The 19,682-nt window shown below is 64.2% G+C and carries 17 protein-coding genes; 11 read left to right on the forward strand and 6 right to left on the reverse strand.

What is annotated here, in order from left to right; genetic code table 11:
* The first annotated feature begins 108 nt into the window (after window positions 1–108).
* From RSE12_07655 to RSE12_07670, 4 genes are read left to right on the forward strand one after another with little or no spacing between them, the layout of a single operon-like run.
* Window positions 109–1,500: a circularly permuted type 2 ATP-grasp protein gene (locus RSE12_07655; protein WRH64761.1), complete on the forward strand. Its 1,392-nt coding sequence runs from the start codon at window positions 109–111 to the stop codon at window positions 1,498–1,500.
* Between the two features lie 7 nt (window positions 1,501–1,507).
* Entirely contained in the window at window positions 1,508–2,458 is a 951-nt protein-coding gene (locus RSE12_07660; GenBank protein ID WRH64199.1) for an alpha-E domain-containing protein, read from the forward strand.
* Complete coding sequence (locus tag RSE12_07665; GenBank protein WRH64200.1) at window positions 2,458–3,267, forward strand: transglutaminase family protein; 810 nt, start codon at window positions 2,458–2,460, stop codon at window positions 3,265–3,267. Before RSE12_07660 ends, RSE12_07665 begins: the two co-directional genes overlap by 1 nt.
* A gap of 26 nt (window positions 3,268–3,293) precedes the next feature.
* A complete protein-coding gene (locus RSE12_07670) occupies window positions 3,294–4,016 on the forward strand; it encodes a peptidase (protein ID WRH64201.1) in 723 nt (240 codons plus the stop codon).
* A gap of 16 nt (window positions 4,017–4,032) precedes the next feature.
* Here the strand turns inward: RSE12_07670 and RSE12_07675 are convergent, their stop codons facing one another.
* Both RSE12_07675 and RSE12_07680 read right to left on the reverse strand, forming a co-directional pair.
* Window positions 4,033–4,965, reverse strand: a complete 933-nt coding sequence (locus RSE12_07675; protein WRH64202.1) for an alpha/beta hydrolase — start codon at window positions 4,963–4,965, stop codon at window positions 4,033–4,035.
* Window positions 4,965–5,252: an SCP2 sterol-binding domain-containing protein gene (locus RSE12_07680; protein WRH64203.1), complete on the reverse strand. Its 288-nt coding sequence runs from the start codon at window positions 5,250–5,252 to the stop codon at window positions 4,965–4,967. The genes RSE12_07675 and RSE12_07680 overlap by 1 nt, the downstream gene beginning before the upstream one ends.
* A gap of 71 nt (window positions 5,253–5,323) precedes the next feature.
* Here RSE12_07680 and RSE12_07685 point away from each other — a divergent pair, with 71 nt between their 5' ends.
* The 5 genes from RSE12_07685 to RSE12_07705 all read left to right on the forward strand — a co-directional run bounded on the left by RSE12_07685 (window position 5,324) and on the right by RSE12_07705 (window position 10,336).
* On the forward strand, window positions 5,324–5,884 hold the full coding sequence (locus RSE12_07685; protein ID WRH64204.1) for a tetratricopeptide repeat protein: 561 nt from the start codon (window positions 5,324–5,326) through the stop codon (window positions 5,882–5,884).
* A gap of 12 nt (window positions 5,885–5,896) precedes the next feature.
* On the forward strand, window positions 5,897–8,797 hold the full coding sequence (locus tag RSE12_07690; GenBank protein WRH64205.1) for a helicase-related protein: 2,901 nt from the start codon (window positions 5,897–5,899) through the stop codon (window positions 8,795–8,797).
* A 1-nt stretch (window position 8,798) separates the two neighbouring features.
* Window positions 8,799–9,134: an RNA-binding S4 domain-containing protein gene (locus RSE12_07695; protein WRH64206.1), complete on the forward strand. Its 336-nt coding sequence runs from the start codon at window positions 8,799–8,801 to the stop codon at window positions 9,132–9,134.
* A 47-nt stretch (window positions 9,135–9,181) separates the two neighbouring features.
* Window positions 9,182–9,520, forward strand: coding sequence for a ferredoxin family protein (locus tag RSE12_07700; GenBank protein ID WRH64207.1), 339 nt, complete (start codon window positions 9,182–9,184; stop codon window positions 9,518–9,520).
* Window positions 9,521–9,826: 306 nt separating this feature from the next.
* Window positions 9,827–10,336, forward strand: a complete 510-nt coding sequence (locus RSE12_07705; protein WRH64208.1) for a CarD family transcriptional regulator — start codon at window positions 9,827–9,829, stop codon at window positions 10,334–10,336.
* Between the two features lie 161 nt (window positions 10,337–10,497).
* On the opposite strand, the gene cobS is transcribed toward RSE12_07705, so the two are convergent.
* A complete protein-coding gene (gene cobS, locus RSE12_07710; protein WRH64209.1) occupies window positions 10,498–11,259 on the reverse strand; it encodes an adenosylcobinamide-GDP ribazoletransferase in 762 nt (253 codons plus the stop codon).
* 81 nt (window positions 11,260–11,340) lie between these two features.
* Between cobS and cobT the strand changes: the two genes are divergently transcribed.
* Window positions 11,341–12,357 carry a nicotinate-nucleotide--dimethylbenzimidazole phosphoribosyltransferase gene (gene cobT / locus RSE12_07715; protein ID WRH64210.1) on the forward strand — a complete coding sequence of 339 codons (1,017 nt, stop codon included), beginning with the start codon at window positions 11,341–11,343 and terminating at the stop codon, window positions 12,355–12,357.
* Here the strand turns inward: cobT and RSE12_07720 are convergent.
* Together RSE12_07720 and RSE12_07725 are read right to left on the reverse strand one after the other, a co-directional pair.
* Window positions 12,354–14,327: a cation:proton antiporter gene (locus RSE12_07720; GenBank protein ID WRH64211.1), complete on the reverse strand. Its 1,974-nt coding sequence runs from the start codon at window positions 14,325–14,327 to the stop codon at window positions 12,354–12,356. The two genes, cobT and RSE12_07720, sit on opposite strands and share 4 nt — an antisense overlap.
* A 93-nt stretch (window positions 14,328–14,420) precedes the next feature.
* Complete coding sequence (locus tag RSE12_07725) at window positions 14,421–17,357, reverse strand: translation initiation factor 2 (protein ID WRH64212.1); 2,937 nt, start codon at window positions 17,355–17,357, stop codon at window positions 14,421–14,423.
* A 166-nt stretch (window positions 17,358–17,523) separates the two neighbouring features.
* Between RSE12_07725 and RSE12_07730 the strand changes: the two genes are divergently transcribed.
* A complete protein-coding gene (locus RSE12_07730) occupies window positions 17,524–18,237 on the forward strand; it encodes an SIMPL domain-containing protein (protein ID WRH64213.1) in 714 nt (237 codons plus the stop codon).
* A 53-nt stretch (window positions 18,238–18,290) separates the two neighbouring features.
* Here the strand turns inward: RSE12_07730 and RSE12_07735 are convergent, their stop codons facing one another.
* Window positions 18,291–19,583: an O-acetylhomoserine aminocarboxypropyltransferase/cysteine synthase family protein gene (locus tag RSE12_07735; protein ID WRH64214.1), complete on the reverse strand. Its 1,293-nt coding sequence runs from the start codon at window positions 19,581–19,583 to the stop codon at window positions 18,291–18,293.
* Window positions 19,584–19,682 lie beyond the last annotated feature (99 nt).

A 19,682-nucleotide genomic window follows, 5' to 3' on the forward strand; every position in this document is an offset into this window, starting at 1 on the left:
TCACCCATTTCAGCCGGATGAAACCCTTCCCCCCCGCAACATCGCCTGATTTACTAAAGCCTGTGGGATGGCGCGGGGGCGGTGACGGTGACGCAATACTTCAACGAGATGTATCACGGCGGCAAGGTTCGCGCGCCCTATGCGCGGCTGGAAGACTGGATGAACGCCATGCCGGCCGAACTCAGAACCCTAAAACAGGCCGAGGCCGAAGAATTGTTCCGCCGCATCGGCATCACCTTCGCGGTCTATGGCGAAGGCGGCGATCCCGACCGGCTGATCCCCTTCGACATGTTCCCTCGCGTCTTTACCGGCTCAGAATGGGCCAAGCTGGAAAAGGGCATCAAGCAACGCGCCCGCGCGCTCAATGCCTTCCTCGTCGATGTCTATGGACGGGGCGAAATTGTCCGCGCCGGCCGCATCCCCGCCCGGTTGGTCTATCAGAACGAGGCTTACGAAAAGGCGGTCGCCGGGATCAAACCGCCAAAGGGCGTCTATTCCCATATCGTGGGCATCGACATCGTCCGCACTGGCCCGGAAGATTTCTTCGTGCTGGAAGACAACTGCCGCACGCCATCGGGTGTCAGCTACATGCTGGAAAACCGCGAAATCATGATGCGGATGTTCCCCGACCTGTTCCGCGGCAACCGCATCGAACCCGTCGACCGCTACCCCGAAATTCTGCGCCGCACCTTCGCCTCGGTCGCCCCACCCAAATGCACCAAGGAACCGACCATCGTCCTTCTCACACCGGGGCCGTTCAACAGCGCCTATTACGAACACAGCTTTCTCGCCGATCTGATGGGGATTGAACTGGTGGAAGGCCAAGACCTGTTCGTCGAAGGCGAATTTGTCTGGATGCGCACGACCGAAGGCCCGAAACGTGTGGATGTGATCTATCGCCGGATCGACGACGCCTTCATTGATCCGCTCTGCTTCCGCCCCGATTCCGCACTGGGCGTGCCGGGGTTGATGGATGTCTACCGGTCTGGCGGGGTCAGCATCTGTTCCGCCCCCGGCGCGGGCGTCGCGGATGACAAGGCGGTCTATACCTTCGTCCCTGAAATGGTGCGCTTCTATCTGGGCGAAGAACCGATCCTGCAAAACGTGCCCACCTGGCAATGCGGCAAGCAGGATGATCTTGGCTATGTCCTCGACAACCTTTGCGAACTGGTCGTTAAGGAAGTTCACGGCTCCGGCGGCTATGGCATGCTCGTCGGCCCAAAGGCCAGCAAGGCAGAGGTGGAGATGTTCCGCGCCAAGGTGCTTGCCGATCCCGGCAACTATATCGCCCAGCCGACGCTGGCGCTGTCCACCACCCCCACCTTCGTGGCCGAAGGGGTGGCTCCGCGTCATGTCGACCTGCGGCCCTATTGTTTGGTGGGGGAACGCATCGAACTGGTCCCGGGCGCGCTGACCCGCGTCGCACTGACCGAAGGATCGCTGGTGGTGAACTCCTCCCAAGGTGGGGGCGTCAAGGACACCTGGGTGCTGGCGGAGTGAGAATGACATGCTAAGCCGTACCGCCGACAACCTGTTCTGGATCGCCCGCTACATGGAACGGGCCGAAACCGCCGCGCGCCTGCTTGAGGTGGGCTCGCGCATCGCATTGCTACCGTCCGCCGCTGGATACCGAAACGAATGGGACTCGCTGTTGCAGGCATCCGGCAATGCCGATGCTTTCGCCCGGAAATACGGCGATCCCGTGCAGCGCGACATTGAAGGGTTTTTGTTCTTTGATCACGACAACCCCTCTTCCGTGGCCTCCTGCATCACCACGGCGCGGGAAAACGGGCGGATCGTCCGCACCGCCCTGACCACGCAGGTCTGGGATGCGCTCAACTCTGCCTTTCAGGAACTGCGCCAGCTTGAACGCACCCCACGCAGCGAGTTGGAACTGTCGCGGCTCACGGAATGGACAATGCGCCACGCCGCCATGGTGCGCGGTGCGATCGAGGCCACCCTTCTGCGCAACGATGGCTGGGATTTCCTTAACATCGGCTACAGCCTTGAACGCGCCGACAACACCGCCCGCCTGATGGATGTGAAATACTATGTCCTGCTGCCGCGGGTGGATTTTGTGGGATCCGGCCTCGACAATTACCAATGGTCCACCCTGCTGCGCGCCATGTCGGCCCATCGCGCCTTTCATTGGGCCTATGGGGGTGAGGTGACGGCGGCAAAGATCGCCCATTTCCTGATCCTCAACCCGCAATGCCCCCGCTCGTTGATCACCTGCGTCGAAGGTTTGTCCGGGCATCTGGACCGGCTGGCCAAACTGTATGGAACCACAACAGACGCACAGGCCCGCGCGCGCCAGATGCTGATCGCGCTCAGCGAAACGCGCGAAGATGACATCTTTGATGAAGGCCTTCATGAATTCCTGTCGCGCTTCATCCGCGACATGGCCGGTCTGGGCTCGCTGATCCACGAAACCTATCTCAGTGGGGATATGCGCTGATGCTGCTCTCGGTCGATCATGTAACCCGCTACAGCTATGACAAACCGGTGCGCGCAGTGATGCAAAGCCACCGCCTGACGCCATCCGTCTTTGACGGGCAAAAAGTGCGCAACTGGAAGGTCACCGTCAGCGACGGTCTGCAAGGCGGAACCTTTCGCGATGGCGCGGGCGACCGTGTCCAGGCCTGGACAGTGAAAGGCCCGGTCAGCGAGATCGAGGTGCATGTCAGCGGCGTCGTTGAAACCTTCGATCTGGCGGGTCTTTTGCGCGGACATCGGGAAATCGTCCCGCCCGAAGTCTATCTTGTGGACAGCCCGCCCACCACGGCGGATGCCGCGCTGACCGCGTTGGCGGAGCAGTCAAAGGATGCCGACGGATCGCTTGCCACCGCACATCGCCTGTCGGCGGCGGTCTCGGACGCCATCGCCTACACGCCCGGTGCCACCCATGCCCACACCACGGCGGCCGAGGCATTGGCTCTGGGCGAAGGCGTCTGTCAGGATCACGCGCATGCCCTGATCGCCTGCGCCCGCGTCCTCGGGATGCCCGCGCGCTATGTCTCGGGCTATCTTTTCGCAACATCCGATGGCACCGCACATGAGGCGGCCCATGCCTGGGGTGAAATCTTCATCCCCGGTCTGGGCTGGGTCGGGTTCGACCCCGCCAACCGCTGCTGCCCGGATGAACGCTACATCCGGTTGGGTTCGGGTCTGGATGCACAGGATGCAGCCCCGATCCGCGGCACGGCGCGCGGTCTTGGCACCGAAAGTCTCGATGTTACGGTTGCGGTCCAAAGCTTGCAGCAATAGGGTCTGCGCATCATCAAGGAGAGATCATGACCTATTGCGTGGGCCTCATGCTCAATGACGGCATTGTGCTGTTGTCCGACACCCGCACCAATGCGGGGCTCGATAACATATCCACCTATCGCAAGATGTTTCTATATGAAGAACGCGGCGAACGGGTGATTGCCATCATGACGGCAGGCAGCCTGTCAGTCACGCAAACCACCATCGCGCGCCTGCGCGAAGCGATCGAAGACCCCGAATCAGATGAAACCCAGTCGATCATGAAGGCCCCCACCATGCTGAAGGTGGCCGAAATCATCGGCAACATGCTGGCCCGGGTGCGCGAAGACATCGACGAAAAGATCTCGGCCATGCAGGGCGTCACCGCGTCGATGATCGTGGCAGGCCAGCGGCGCGGCGGGGCGATGCGGATGTTCCTCATCTATCCCGAAGGCAATTTCATCGAAGCGACCGAAGACACGCCCTTCCTTCAGATCGGCGAACACAAATACGGCAAGCCGATCCTCGACCGGGTGGTGAAACGATCCACCTCGCTGGCAGACGCACAAAAGGCGGTGCTTCTATCCATGGATTCGACTTTAAGATCAAATCTTTCCGTGGGAATGCCGCTGGATCTTTGCGTCATCGAAAAGGATGCCTGTCAGGTCTCCTATACCCGCCGGATCGAAGCGGGGGATGAACAGTTCCGCGCCATGTCCGAAGCCTGGAGCCGCGCCCTGCGCGACGGGTTCAGCCAGATCAATATCTGAAAGGCCCTTCGCGGGCTTACCGATGGGCCGCGAACAGCTTTGCCGCCTCATCCAGGAACCGGCCCCGATGCACGGGCAGTTCCATAGGCACCTCATGTTCAGCGCCCGGATAGATGTCCAGCCGCCCCCCCGACCAAGCCGCCATACGCAGATGGATCGGGGCCAGGTCCACCACCTTTTCGGCCGTTCCCAGCGCCGTGATGCAGGGAACCTTGGGCGATGGCATCGCCGCCAACGCCCCACATTCCCGCAGCGCCGCCCGCAGCCAGCCAAGGCTAGGCCCACCCAGCGCAAGATCAGGCTCGGTCCTTATCTGGTGGTGCATATACTCCCACATGTCGGGATCGGTGGTCAGCACGTTGCCCTGAAAGGTGGCGGTGGCAATATAAGTCTTGTCATTCGTGCCTGGCGCAAAGCGATGCGCCTGCCCGAAGGGTCGCGCCAAGGCGGATACCACATGCGCCACCGGGCGCATCCATGCCGCCATGCTGATGCCCCACATCGGCGCGGAAAACACCGCCGCATTCACCGGCGCCCCGCGCATCAACGCGCGCAGCCCGATACAGCCCCCCATCGAATGCCCCAGCAGGTAATAGGGACGGGGCAATCCTTCCGACTGCGCGACCGCAATCAGCGTGTCCACGTCGCGTTGGTATTCGTCGAAATCACCGACATGGCCCACCAACCGATCCGGCAGCGCGCGCTGCGCCAACCCTTGGCCGCGCCAGTCGATCGCAACCGTCGCATAACCGCGCGCCAGCAGATCGCGGGCGGTGCGGCCATATTTTTCAACATATTCCGTTCGGCCCGGCAGCAGCAGGACCGTCCCCCGTTCCCCGCCCGCCCAAATCGCGATCCGCACGCGCACGCGATCCGGCGTTTCCGCCCAGACCGCCCGCCCGCCCTCGGGGCCATCGGCGAGGTCGGCAAAGAACGGGGCGGCAGTCATCACGACAGAACGGAACCCAGCTTCATCGCAAGGCCCATCGACCCGTCGACCGACAGCTTGCCCGTCATGAAGGCCATCGTCGGGTTCATATCGCCCGCCAGAATCGCCTGAAACGTCTCGGTCGAGGCGGTCAGCGTCACATCCGCCTCTTCATCCCCGGCGCGCACCCCGTTGGCATCCATCATGATCGCCCCTTCGCCGGGAATCACGAATTTTGCCACACCGTCAAACCCGCCATTCAGTTTGGCGGTCAGGGCCGTTACTGCGGCGTCAATCACTTCGCTCATTCATCATCTCCATCGCTTGGTCGTGACCGCACAAGGCTGGTCTTTCTGCGCGGTTGCGTTACCTTCGGGTTATGGAAGCGCTTCGCCGGTTACACAATCATGTCGTTGCGGCACTTGTGCTGCTTTTCTGCGCCACCGCCCAGTTGGCCGCGCAAACCCCTGCGCTGGACGAGTTGTATCAGGAATTGAAAGACAGCGACGCGCAGGGTGCTGCGCGGATCGAACGCGAGATCTGGAACGAATGGTCCAAATCTGGCTCGCCTGCCATGGACTTGCTGCTTCAGCGCGGTCGCGATGCCATGGAGGCGGGCGATGCCGCTGCGGCCATCGAACATTTCACCGCCCTGACAGACCACGCCCCCGATTTCGCCGAAGGCTGGAATGCGCGGGCAACCGCTTATTTCACAGTGGGCGATCTTGGCCCGTCGGTGAACGATATCGCCCGCACATTGACGCTAAACCCGCGCCATTTCGGGGCGTTGTCCGGATTGGGGATGATCTTCGAACAACTCGAACAACCCGAAAAGGCGCTTGAGGCCTATAAGGCTGCCTTGGCTATACATCCCCATCTTGAGGGGGTAATCGAGTCGGTGAAACGTCTGGAAACGGATACCGCCGGGCAAGACCTGTAAGGCAGCAAGATCATGGCCATGACCGGACGGGTTACGGCGGTTCTCGGACCGACGAACACCGGCAAGACCCATTACGCGATCGAACGGATGCTGGCGCATCGAACAGGCGTGATCGGCCTGCCACTCCGCCTTTTGGCGCGCGAGGTCTATGACCGTATCGTCGCCCAACGCGGCCCATCGGTCGTGGCGCTGGTGACCGGCGAAGAACGCATCGTCCCCGACCGCACCCAGTATTGGGTCTGCACGGTCGAGGCGATGCCGCTGGAAATCGGGGCTGATTTCGTGGCCGTGGACGAGATTCAGCTCTGCGCCGATCCTGAACGCGGCCATGTTTTCACCGATCGCCTGCTGCGCGCGCGGGGCCTGCATGAGACCCTCTTTCTGGGGTCCGACACGATGCGCGGCGCGATTGCCGCGCTGGTGCCGGGAGTAAGTTTCACGAAACGCGACCGGCTGTCGACGCTGACCTGGTCAGGTTCGAAAAAGATCAGCCGGATGCCCCCACGCAGCGCAATCGTGGGTTTTTCTGTTGAAAACGTCTATGCCATCGCCGAACTGATCCGCCGACAAAAGGGCGGCTGCGCGGTGGTCATGGGGGCGCTTTCGCCCCGCACGCGCAATGCGCAGGTGGCGCTCTATCAGAATGGCGATGTGGATTATCTGGTGGCAACCGATGCCATCGGCATGGGCCTGAACCTCGATATCCGGCATGTCGCCTTTTCCTCTACCGCCAAGTTCGATGGGCGGCGGATGCGGGCCTTGTTCCCGCAGGAACTGGCGCAGATCGCCGGTCGCGCCGGGCGGCATACCGAAAATGGCACCTTCGGCATCACGGGCGAAGCGCGGCCGCTCGATGAAGAGATGATCGACGCCATCGAAAACCATCGCTTTTCGCCAGTGAAAAAGCTGCACTGGCGCAATGCGGGGTTGGAATTCGGCACCGTGGAACGGCTGGTTCGGTCGCTTGAGATGCCCACCTCAAACGAATGGCTGACACGGGCGCGCGATGCGGATGACGTGGTCGCGCTGAAAACCCTGTCGGAAATGCCCGAAGTGCGCGACAGGGTGAAATCCCCGCAAGACGTGCGCCTTCTATGGGATGTCTGCCGTGTGCCCGATTTCCGGTCATCCTCGACCATGGAACATGCGTCGCTTCTGGCGCGGATTTTTGATTTTCTAAAGTCCGGTCGGGTGCCGTCGGATTGGCTTGCAACCGCCGTTGCCCGCATCGACAAGGCCGATGGCGATATCGACGCCATCTCCAAACGGCTGGCCTATATCCGCACTTGGACCTACGTGGCGCAGCGTTCCGGCTGGTGCGAAGATGAAAGCCATTGGCGCGACGAGACTCGCGCTGTAGAAGACCGCCTGTCAGATGCGCTGCACGCGCGTTTGACGCAGCGATTTGTTGACCGGCGGACCAGCGTTCTGCTTCGCCGGTTGAAGCAGAAGGAGACCCTCGTGGCCGAGGTGAATGACAAGGGCGAAGTGATGGTTGAAGGCGAGTTCGTCGGCAAGTTGGAGGGGTTCCGCTTCCGGCAAGACGCCTCTGCCTCGCCCGATGAGGCGCGCACGCTGCGGCAGGCCGCGGTGCAGGCGCTGCGGCCAGAGTTCCATCTGCGGGCGGACCGGTTCTACAACGCGCCGGATACGGAAATGGATTTCACCGAACAAGGCGGGCTGATGTGGGGAACCACGGCTGTCGGCAAGCTGGTGAAAGGCGCCGAAGCGCTGCGCCCCTCGGTCGAGGGGTTCGTGGACGAAGAGGCCGGGCCGGACGTCGCAGAAAAGGTGAAGCGCCGCCTACAACATTTCATTGATCGCAAGATCGCCGCCCTGTTCGAGCCACTGGCCGCCATGAGCCGGGATGAGGCGCTGACGGGTCTTGCCCGCGGCTTTGCCTTCCGCCTTGTCGAAGGCCTGGGCGTGCTCCCGCGCGAGGCGGTGGCCGAAGAGGTCAAGCAACTGGATCAGGAAGCCCGTGGCGCGCTGCGCAAACATGGCGTCCGCTTCGGTCAGTTTACAGTATTCCTCCCTGTTCTGCTGAAGCCTGCACCCACGCGGCTGCGGCTGGTGCTGTGGTCGCTGGCCAATGGGCTGGACGAATTCCCCGAAAGCCCGCCGCCGGGTCTGGTGACGATCCCCAACATCGCCGAAGTGCCAAAGCAGCATTACACGCTCTCGGGCTATCACCCGGCCGGGACGCGGGCGATCCGCATCGACATGCTGGAACGGTTGGCCGATCTGCTGCGCGCCAAGGACAGCCGCGCCGGGTTCGAAGCCACGCCTGACATGCTGTCGATCACCGGCATGACGCTGGAACAGTTCGCCGATCTGATGACGGGCCTTGGCTACAAGGCGGAAAAAGCGGAACGGGTAAAGGTCAAGGTGGCCGAACCTGTCGCGCTGCCGGATGCGCCGGTATCCACGGCGCCGATTCCCGAAGGCGAATCCGTGTTGTCTCCGCCGCCGGTCGAACCGCCGCCCGCGCCTGTTGCTGATGCCGATGCCGAACCGGCGCCGGTCGAGATGGAAACCTATTACAGCTTCAGTTGGGCCCCCAAGCCGCGCTTCCAGCGGCCTGAACGCGGGGGCGACCGCCCGAACCGTACCGAACGGCCGCAGGGCGGGGATCGGCCGAAACGGGCCGAGGGGGGCGACCGTCCGAAAGGCGACCGCCCGCAGGGCGATCGGCCCCAAGGTGACCGCCCGCAAGGTGATCGTCCGCAGGGCGAACGCCGCGAAGGTGGGTTCAAGGGTGGCAACAAGGGCAAGGGCGGCAAGCCAGAACGGCGCGATGGCAACAAGCCGGGCGGGGCCAAGGCCTTTGAGGCACGCCCGCCGCGGGCCGAAAAACCCATCGATCCGGACAATCCCTTTGCGGTTCTGGCCGCATTGAAGACCAAGTCCTGATTTGGCAGGCCCCGGCGCGCAGCGTATCGGGGCACGGGGCGGGTCGGAGCGGGAAACGCTTCGGCTGGACAAATGGCTGTGGCAGGCGCGGTTCTTCAAGAGCCGCGCCCTCGCCGCCGAGGTGGCGGAAAGCGGCCACTTGCGGATCAACGGCCAACCCACCCGCAAACCGGGGGCAGGGGTCGCGGCGGGCGATGTGCTCACCTTTCCGCAAGGCGCGCGCATCCGGCTGGTGAAAATTCTGGCATTGGGCCTGCGCCGGGGGCCTGCCCCTGAGGCGCAGACGCTCTATCTTGACCTTGACGGATCTGGGGATGATCCGGAGCCGCTTGAATGATCCGGAAAAGCAAACTAGTCAGACTTCCGGGATTTTAGGAGACCGCCGTGACCTATGTCGTGATCGACAACTGCATCGCCTGTAAATACACCGATTGCGTGGAAGTCTGCCCGGTGGACTGCTTCTACGAAGGCGAGAACATGCTGGTCATCCATCCGGATGAATGCATCGATTGCGGCGTCTGCGAACCGGAATGCCCCGCCGATGCGATCCGCCCGGATACGGAACCGGATATGGATGCCTGGGTCACCTTTAACCGCAAATACTCGGAAATGTGGCCGGTGATCACAGTCAAGAAGGACCCTCTCCCCGAGGCCGAGGCCCGTGATGGCGAAACCGGCAAGCTGGAGAAGTATTTCTCGGAAGCGCCGGGCGAAGGGAACTGAGCCGGAAACGGCCCTGATCAGGCATTCCGATTCGGAAGACCGGGCTTGCCGATTCGGCATAGCGCCGAGTTTTTGCCCGAATTGCGGGTATTTGCGCGCTGATCCCCCCTTCGCCGATGTTGGAATCAGGGCGATTCTGTGGTATAGAATTCGTTACAAACCACACGGAAGCCTGATGCCTGGCTCAGAGCTGCTCGCCTGAGCGGGGTCTTTCTGTGACAATTGGAACGGATCGCCGCGGCCCTCTTTGGCCCGGCCCATCTTTTTGTCGCATGAGGCAGGTCGTCCCATCGAGGATTCGTCTGAATGACCAAGACCAAGAAGCCCGAATTCCGCCCCAACGAATTCGTTGTCTACCCTGCGCATGGCGTAGGCCGGATCATATCTATCGAAGAACAGGAAATCGCTGGGCTCCATTTGGAGCTGTTCGTGATCTCGTTCGAGAAGGACAAGATGACCCTGCGCGTTCCGACGCATAAGGCGACCGAAATCGGGATGCGTCAGCTGTCCTCGCCTGACATCGTGACCAAGGCGCTGGATACGCTGAAGGGCAAGGCCCGCGTGAAACGCGCCATGTGGTCGCGCCGCGCGCAGGAATATGAACAGAAGATCAACTCGGGCGACCTGTTGTCGATCGCCGAAGTCGTGCGCGACCTCTATCGCACCGACGACCAGCGCGAGCAGAGCTATTCCGAGCGTCAGCTGTATGAAGCTGCGCTGGAACGCCTGACCCGCGAAGTCGCCGCCGTGTCCGGCGTCGACGAGGCCGGGGCGCAGAAGAAGGTGGACGACGTTCTGGTCAGCCGCGCGGCCTGATCCACTGTTTCCAAGCTATTCAGGGGCCATGCGGGCAACCGCGTGGCCCTTTGTTTTGGCACAGTAGTTGGGCCATTGCCCCCGTGCCCCCCCACCGCCTTGATGCGGCCGCTGTGCCTTTTTGGCGGCCGGGCTTGGGTATTTGGGCCAAGGTGAAAGGTTCAGGTAAAATGGGCGGCTGCCATGGCAAGCGCCGCCGCTTCGGCCAGTTGCTGCGCCGCGCCAAGGATATCACCCGTCTGGCCGCCGATGCGGGCGCGGGCAAGATGGGCGAGGGCAAAGGTCGTGACCGCAACAAGGGCGGCCATGCCAAGCAGGCCAAGGCCGGTGCAGAGCAAGGCAAACGTGGCCGCGATGAGCAGCGCGGCGGTGACCGCGCCTGTCGGGGGGGTGCCGGTGCTGTGCGACAGGCCCGCACCGCGCGCATTGGGCAGGGTGGCGATCAGCACCGCCATCGGCGCGCGCGACAGGGCACCGGCGGCAATCAGGCCTGCCCAGTGCTGCCCCGCCGCGATGAGGGCCACAACGGCCGACCAGCGCATCAGCGTGACGAGCAGCAGGGCAAGCATGCCATAACTACCGATGCGGCTGTCCTTCATGATCTCCAGCCGTCTTTCGCGCGTCCAGCCGCCGAACAGGCCATCGGCGGTGTCGGCAAGTCCGTCTTCATGCAGACCGCCGGTCAGCAAGGCTGCTGTGGCAAGCGCAATCGCGGCCGCCACGCCTGCTGGCATTGATAGTGCCAATGCCACGCTGGCCGCCGCGGCAGCAAGGGCGCCGATGCTGGCGCCAACCACCGGCCAAGCCCAGGCCGCACGCGGTGACGGGGTGACCGGACCGGATGGCAGCGGCAAACGGGTCAGCAGGCCGAAGGCCGAGATCAGATCCGCGCGGATCAGGGGCGCATTGTCGCGGTTGGTCATTGCTATGTCCTTTCCCGTCTGGCCAAGGGCCGCGCCCTTCGGTAGCCACTTGATGCGTGACCTGCAATGAAAGAGCGATTGATGCCCATTCCCTTTTCCTCCCTGTCCCAGTTCCGTGCCCTGTTGGCAGACATGCCCGCGCCTGATGCCACCGCGCGTGACGCGGCCATTGCGCGCAACGGTCAATTGACCAAACCGCCGGGGGCTTTGGGGCGGCTGGAGGATCTGGCCATCTGGTTTGCAGGCTGGCATGGCGAGGAAAAGCCGCGCTGCGACCGGCCGCAGGTTCTGATATTTGCAGGGAATCATGGGGTTGTGGCGCAGGGGATTTCGGCCTTTCCGGCCGAGGTGACCGTGCAGATGGTGGCAAACTTCCGCCATGGTGGGGCAGCGATCAACCAATTGAGCCGGGCCTTTGGGGCAGAAATGGCCGTTCACGCGCTGGATCTGGACCGCCCCACGGTGGATTTCACCACAGGCCCCGCGATGAGCGAGGCTGAGGTGGTGGCGGCGCTGGGCTGTGGCTGGGCGGCGGTCGACCAGGCGGCTGATGTGCTGGTGACGGGCGAGATGGGGATTGGCAACACCACATCGGCGGCAGCGCTGGCCGCGGCCCTGTTCGGCGGCGATCCTGCCGGATGGGTGGGCCGGGGAACAGGCGTGGATGATGCCGGACTGGCGCGCAAGGCCGATGCCGTGGCGCGGGGGCTGGCGCTGCACGCAGCGGCGCTGGGTGACCCGCTGGAGGTGCTGCGGTGCCTAGGCGGGCGGGAACTGGCGGCCATGGCCGGGGCCATCGCGCGGGCGCGGGTGGAACGGGTTCCCGTGGTGCTGGACGGGTTTATCTGCACGGCATCAGCTGCGGTGCTGGAGCGGGCGGTGCCGGGAGCGCTGGACCATTGCGTCGCCGGGCATGTCAGCGCCGAGGGCGGGCATGGGCGGCTGCTTGCGGCTTTGGGCAAAGAGCCGCTGCTGAACCTTGGGCTGCGGCTTGGCGAAGGGTCCGGCGCGGCGCTGGCGCTGGGCGTGGTGAAGGGCGCGCTGGCCTGCCATTCGGGCATGGCGACATTTGCTGAAGCGGGCGTGTCGGGGGCCTAGACGGATTCTGATCGCGGTGCAGGATCGGCGAGGGCGTCTTCCTCCGCCACTTCGGTAAAGGGGGCGGGGACATCCTCGCCCTCCATCGGGCGGGTTTCATAAAGCTCGTCGATCAGGGCGGTTTCCAGATCGCGATCAAGCTGCTTGGCCCGTTCGACATAGGCATCGTTCAGATGCACGGGTTGGCCCGGAACCCATAGGCTGGCCAGATCGCGCATCGCGGCGCGATCCACCTTGAAATAGGTCTGCGACAGTTTCGCCGCCTCGTATTCCGTGAACCCCATGTTTTCCAGCACATAGCGCCCCGCGCGGATGGAGCTGTCAAAGGTTTCGCGGACAATGTCATTGGCCCCGGCCTGATAGAGTTCATACACATGCACCCGGTCACGGGCGCGGGCGACGATGTGAAGATCGGGGCGCTGGCTGCGGGCGTAGCGCACGATCCGGTTGGTGTTTTCGCGGCTGTCGACGGCGACCACCAGAATGGCCGCCTCGGCCAACCCGGCGGCATCTAACAGGGCGGGGTTGGACGGATCGCCGAAAAAGCCCTTCACGCCAAAGCGGCGCATGGTTTCAATCGTGGCCATGTCGGAATCCAGCACGACGGTGGACAGCCCTGACATGCGGACAAGCCGGTTCACCACCTGACCAAAGCGGCCGATGCCCGCGATGATGACGCGGCCCTTTTCATCAATCAGGTCTGGCGCGCGGTCGGGGGTGCGGGCGCGCATGCGGCTGGCCAGCCGTTCATAGGCGATGAACAGCGCCGGGGTCAGAAGCATGGACAGGCTGACCACCAGAAGCGCTACCTGCCCCTGATTGAGCGACAAGATACCCTGCTGGCGGGCAAAGCCGATCAGCACGAAGCCAAATTCGCCTGCTTGGGCAAGGCCCAAGGTGAAGAGCCAGCGGTCATGCCCGCGGAGTTTAAACAAAACCGCAAGGCAATAGAGCACCGCTGCCTTGACCGCGATCAGGCCAAGGGTCAGCGACAGGATAGTGACGGGCTGACCGAAAAGTTGCCGTGTGTCGATGCCGATGCCGACGGTCATGAAGAACAGGCCAAGGAGAAGGCCCTTGAAGGGTTTGATATCGGCCTCGATCTGGTGGCGGAATTCCGAGTTGGCCAGCACCACCCCGGCGACAAAGGTGCCAAGGGCGGGGGACAGGCCCACCAGCATCATCAGAAAGGCGATGCCCAGCACGATCAGCAGCGAAAAGAAGGTCGACATTTCCGGCAGACGGGCGGCGTGGACAAAGCGAAAGACGGGGCGCGACAGGAAGTTTCCGGCAAGCACTATGCTGCCCACGATGGCGAGGGTGAGCAGGGTGGTGGCCCAACCGGGAAGCTGCTCGACCAGCGTCAAGAGCGGCTCTGCTGCGTTCTCTGCCCCATGGGCGGCCTCTTCGGCGCTGTTTGTGATACCGTAGAGGTCGGCAGTGGGGCCAAGGATGGCGGGAAGCGCCAGCAATGGCAGGAAGGCCAGCATCGGGATGACGGCGATATCCTGTGTCAGCAGGACCGAGAAGGAGGCCCGCCCCCCGGCGGTGCGCATCAGCGCCTTTTCATTCAACGTTTGCAGGACGATGGCGGTGGACGACAGCGACAGGATCAGCCCGAAGGTCAGCGCGACCTGCCAGGCAAAGCCCAGTGTATAGGCCAGAAGCGCGATGGCCGTGGTCGTAAGCACCACCTGCGCGCCGCCCAGACCGATCAGCCGGTCACGCATATCCCACAACGTGCGGGGTTCCAGTTCCAGACCGATCAGGAACAGCATCAACACCACGCCGAATTCGGCAAAATGCTGAAGATCGGCGGTTTCCGCCCCGGCGATGCCAAAGACCGGACCGACCAGAATCCCGGCGGCGAGGTAGCCGAGCACTGATCCAAGGCCAAGGCGCATCGCAAGGGGCACGACGAGGATCGCCGCGCCAAGATAGATGCTGGCTTCGAGAAGGAACCCTTCCATACCGCCCCTTGTGCAGCCCGTTCCGGGCCATGTATCGCGATATCATGATCCGAACCACGGACCGGCTGCAACCGGCTTTGGCTGCCGGTAGGATCAGCTGTTCGGAAGGGCCAGAACCACCATGCGACCGCGCTTTTCATAGCGCAGTTCCGACGCGGTGATGGCGGCAACGCGGCCACCATCCAGACGGTCGCCCACCTCGACCTTGACGTAACGGCCATTCGGGTTGCGCACCAGCGCATAGCGCTGGGATGACGTGCCGTAGACGCCGATCAGGTTCATGTCGCGCAGGTTGATGGCGTTGCGGATGGTCGCCTGTTTGGCGACATTCGCGCTAGAGGGGATGCGCGGCGCGGTGGCGGCGGCGAGTTCGGGTTCTTCTTCCGTTTCCGGCGTGACCTCGGCCGAGGGCGGCTCGGGTTCGGGCTGGCGGATCGCGGCGGCGACGGCGGCTTCGACTGCGCGGGTCATGTCGCCGGGGCGTGCGGCAGGGCGGCGCGAAATGGTAAGGCCAATCGGGGTGACCGTGCCTTCGGGCGCGATGAGGGCGAGGCTGCCATTCGCGCTGGCCGTTGTGGGGGCGATGGCCCCTGCGGCCACGGCGGCGGCGACAATGCTTTCCGGCCGGACGGCAGGACGAATGGTTGCGATGCGCGGATCGAGTTCAGGGCCGAGTGATGCACCATCATCGCCAGCGGTTTCCGCCGGGGCGGGTGCCAGATCGGCCGGACGCGGCAGCGGGCGCGCATCGGCAAGCGCCGGGTCTGACGGAACGATCACCGCGGGTTCTGCGGCGGTGGCGGCAGGCTCTGTCGTACCCGGTGCAATCGCCGGTGCTGCAGCCTGTTCGGCGGCGCGAGCAGCAGCGGTGATGGCCTCTGGCCGGCTGGGCGGCAGAAGGGCGGGGGAGCCTGCGAAAAGCAAAACACCCTCGGGGGTGGCGATCCCTTCGGGCGTGGGCCGGATAAGGCCGTTCTCATCGAACTGATAGACCGTGCCGAAGGGAGGGGGTGGCTGCTGCGGCAGTGGGGCGGCATCGGCGCGTGCCGTGGGCGCAGGGAGGGCTGCGGCATCCACCGGGGCCGGGGGCGTGTCGGAGCCAGACAGGAAAATCTCGTCCTGCGCCTCATTCGCCGGGGCATTGGCGGGGGCGGGATCACCCGCGATCACCGTGGCGGGAGCGGGTTCGGGCGTCGCCTCGGCGGCGGGGGCGGCGTTGGGATCTTCGGCCGTCATCACCACGCCATCGGCGGGGGCCGTTTCGGGGGTGGCCTCCGCGACCGGGGTTTCGGGGGCAAGATCGGCAGGGTCTTGCAGATCCGCCAGCATCTCGTCTTCCGGGGCGGGCAGATCGGCGGCGTTAGGTGCTGCGGCTTCCGGGGCGGCGGCGGTTTCGACAGGTGTGGCTTGTTCGTCTTGCGTCCAGCTGACGTAGAAAGACGACAATCCCGCCGCGAGGGCGAGCATGATCAGCAGGATGCCGGTCAGGATCAGGCCCAGATGGCGGGGTTTGCCGCGTACGGGCATGGGGCGGCTGCCCAGCCCGGCAGGACGGCGGGCGGGATCACTGCCTTTGGGCGTGGCCCCGGCAGCAGCGGCGGCGGCACTGGCCACGGCATTGCTTGCCGCCGTTGCAGGAGGCGAGACCTTGGCCTTGCGCCCGCCGGGAATGGAGGGCGCGGTGACCAGCGAAGTCACGCCGCGCAGCGCTTTGGCGGCGGGGGTCGGGGGCTTTTCGCCCGGTGTTTCATAGCTGAACTTCGGCACCGGGCGCGAAGTGGCGGGCTTGTCCGCCACGGGCTTTGCGCCGCCGCGCGGGGCGGGGCGGTCTGCCTCGGCCACGGTGGGGGCCGGGCGGGGCGGTGCGTCGCCGGTCAGCGGGCGGCTGGCATAGGCCGACAGCGCCGCGCCCGACGGCATGGGCGGCAGATCATCCTCGACCGACGGGTCGATAATCAGGCGGCGTTCGGCTTTGGCCCCGGTGGGCGCATCGGCGAGATCGTCGCCGACGTCAATTGCCATCGGCGCTTCGTCCAGATCGGGGATGGAGTTGTCCAGAACCGATGCGGTGGCGGGCGGATCGCCCGCGCTGAGTGTTGCGGCAATGGCGGCCGGATCGACGGGCGCTTCGGACTTTGCGGCGGCTTGGGTGGCCAAGGCAAGTTCATCCGCGAAGGATGCGGCGGGGGATGTCGAGGGGCGGTCCGTGCCGAAATCATTCGGCAGGGGCGGCAATTCCATCGGGAAGGGATCGGGGTTTTCATCGATACCGCCCGGGATGCCGGCGGGTTCGGGTTCCGGCATCGGGTCGGACAGCGGCAGATCTTCCGGCGCGGGGACCGGGTCTGGTTCGGGCAGCGGCTGCGGCACGACATCCGGTGCAGGTTCTGGCAGCGGTTCCGGGATCGGCAGCGGTTCGGGTTCGGGAAGGGGCTCCGGTTCGGGCTGCGGGGCCGGATCGGGTTCCGGCTGCGGCGCGGGTTCGGCGTCCGGCAGCCGGATCGGATCGGCGTCGCGGTCGACCTTCTGGCCATCCTTCAGGACCGATTGCGAAAAGCTGGTCTGCCCGAAGAACGGTTCCGTGCCGAAGCTGGCATCCAGCGGGATGGCGACAAAGGAGACCGGGTTGAAGCCGTTGGCGGCGGCGAAGCCTTCGGCTTCGTCCAGCGTCTCGCGCGCCAGAACGGCCACCTGCGCGCTGTCGCCGGTACCGGTGTGATCCCAGACCAGATCGACCACGTCATAGGGGGTTTGACCCTCAAGCCCGGCAACGATCTGCGCCTTGCGGCTGTCGGCGTCGGGGCCGGGGGCGGCGATTGTCAGATACTTGATCTGCGAATTGGGAATGACGAGCTTGGTCGTGATGCCGCCCGGGGCCAAACCTTCGGCCTTGGCCTTGAGGTCGGCCATCGCGGCGGGCAGATCATCGACATCAAATGCCGTGCGTCCCACCTCTGCCCAGCCACGCTTTGTGCGGTGCAGCAGCGTGATGCTGTCATCGGTGAAGTTCAGGGCAAAGTTCGGCTTCATGGGGCGGGTCTAGCACAGCTTCCGGGACAGCGGGAATGCAAGGCGGGAGTGCGTAACGTCCTACAGCAGGTTTTTGCCGAAGGGAAGGAGACTACACAGTTATCTGACTTGCCGCAGAAGGGTGGCGGGTGGAAAAGGCAAGGGTCGCCTAACAGGAGTTTTTCCCATGCGCGTTCTTTCGGCAGTTCTGCTTTCCACGGCGCTGATGGTGCCGGGTCTGGCCCCGACCATGGCCTTGGCCGATGACCATGTCGCCCCCGCCACCATTACCGTGACAGGTGAGGGCGTGGTGACATCGGCCCCCGATCTGGCCACGGTCAGCCTGGGTGTGACGACGCAGGGCGATACGGCGGCGGCGGCGATGGCGGCCAATGCCGAGGCGCTGACGGCCGTGCTGGAGCGTGTGAAGGCGGCGGGGGTGGAGGATCGGGACATTCAGACATCGACGCTGAACCTGAACCCCAACTGGTCGAACACTGATGGCAGTTCAATGCCGGTCATTCAGGGATATGTCGCGTCGAACATTCTGTCGATCCGGGTACGCGACATTGCCAAGCTGGGTGGTGTGCTGGATGCGGCGATCACGGATGGGGCCAATACGCTGAACGGGATCAGTTTCGGGCTGGCAGAGCCGGACCCGGCGATGGATGAAGCGCGCAAGACGGCTGTGGCCAAGGCCAAGGCGCGGGCCGAGCTGCTGGTGGGTGCGGCGGGGGCAAGCCTTGGGAAGATCGTGTCGATCAGCGAGGCTGGGATGTCATCCCCGATGCCGATGTATCGGATGGAGGCCGCAATGGCCGATGCGCCGGTGCCTGTGGCGGGTGGCGAGGTTGGGGTGACGGCGAATGTCACCATCACCTGGGAGATAGTGCAGCCCTGATCGGGGGGCACGGGTGGAAAGGGGCGCCGAGGGCGCCCCTTTTTTGTTGGGGATCAGGCCGTTGCCTTGGCCAGTGCCTGATCGAGATCGGCGATGATGTCATCGGCATGTTCGATGCCGATGGAGACACGCACCACATTCGGCGCGGCACCGGATTTGATCTGCTGTTCTTCCGTCAGTTGCCGGTGAGTGGTGCTGGCCGAATGGATGATCAGCGACCGGGTATCGCCAAGGTTGGCGACGTGGCTGAACAGTTTCACATTGTCGATCAGCTTGACGCAGGCGTCATAGCCGCCCTTGACCGCGAAGGTGAACAGCGCCCCCGCCCCCTTTGGGCAGATGCGCGCGACGCGGTGGTTGTAGGGCGAAGACGGCAGGCCCGCATAGGTGACATAGTCGATGCGGGGGTCTTTCTCCAGCCATTCGGCCACCTTGCGGGCGTTCTCGACGTGCCGATCCATCCGCAGCGACAGGGTTTCGATCCCCATCAGCGTGTAATGCGCGCCTTGCGGGTTCATCGTCATGCCAAGGTCGCGCAGGCCCACGGCGATGGAGTGGAAGGTGAAGGCCATGGCCCCCAGCGCCGGGTGGAAGGCCAACCCGTGATAGGCGGGTTCGGGTTCAGACAGAGAGGGGAATTTGCCGGATTTGGTCCAGTCGAATTTGCCGGAATCCACCACCACGCCGCCCGTCACCGTGCCGTTGCCGGTGAGGTATTTGGTGGCGGAATGGACCACCAAGGTCGCGCCATGTTCGATGGGGCGGCAGAGGTAGGGGGTGGCAGAGGTGTTGTCGACGATGAGCGGCAAACCGACCTTGTCGGCCACCTTGGCCACGGCATCGAGGTCGGTGATGTAGCCGCCCGGATTGGCGATGGATTCGCAGAAGATGGCGCGGGTGTTGTCGTCCACTGCGGCCTCAAGCGCGGCGAGATCGTCGAAATCGACGAACTTGGCCGACCAGCCGAAGCGTTTGATGGTCTGGCTGAACTGGGTCATCGTGCCGCCGTACAGGCGGGTGGAGGCGATGATGTTCAGACCCGGCCCCATCAGCGGGAACAGCGCCATGATCTGTGCGGCATGGCCCGAAGAGCAGCAGATCGCCCCGGCCCCGCCTTCCAGCGCGCAGACCCGGTTGGCCAGCGCCGAGACGGTGGGGTTGGTCAGGCGGGAGTAGATATAGCCCACCTCTTGCAGGTTGAAGAGTTTCGCCGCGTGGTCGGCGTCGCGGAAGACATAGGCGGTGGTCTGGTAGATCGGCACCTGCCGCGCGCCCGTGGCGGGGTCCGGCTCGGCGCCGGCGTGAATCTGGAGCGTCTCAAAAGCGAGTTTGCGGTCTTCTGACATGGCGATCCCCTCCCAAGGAATAAGATGCGCGGAGGTTAGGGGATGGGGGGCGGGCTGTGAAGGGGGCCAAGGAAGAAGAGAGGATTCGCCCGTTTTTCA

It is taken from the genome of Fuscovulum sp., from assembly GCA_035192965.1.
Taxonomy (GTDB): Bacteria; Pseudomonadota; Alphaproteobacteria; order Rhodobacterales; family Rhodobacteraceae; genus Paragemmobacter.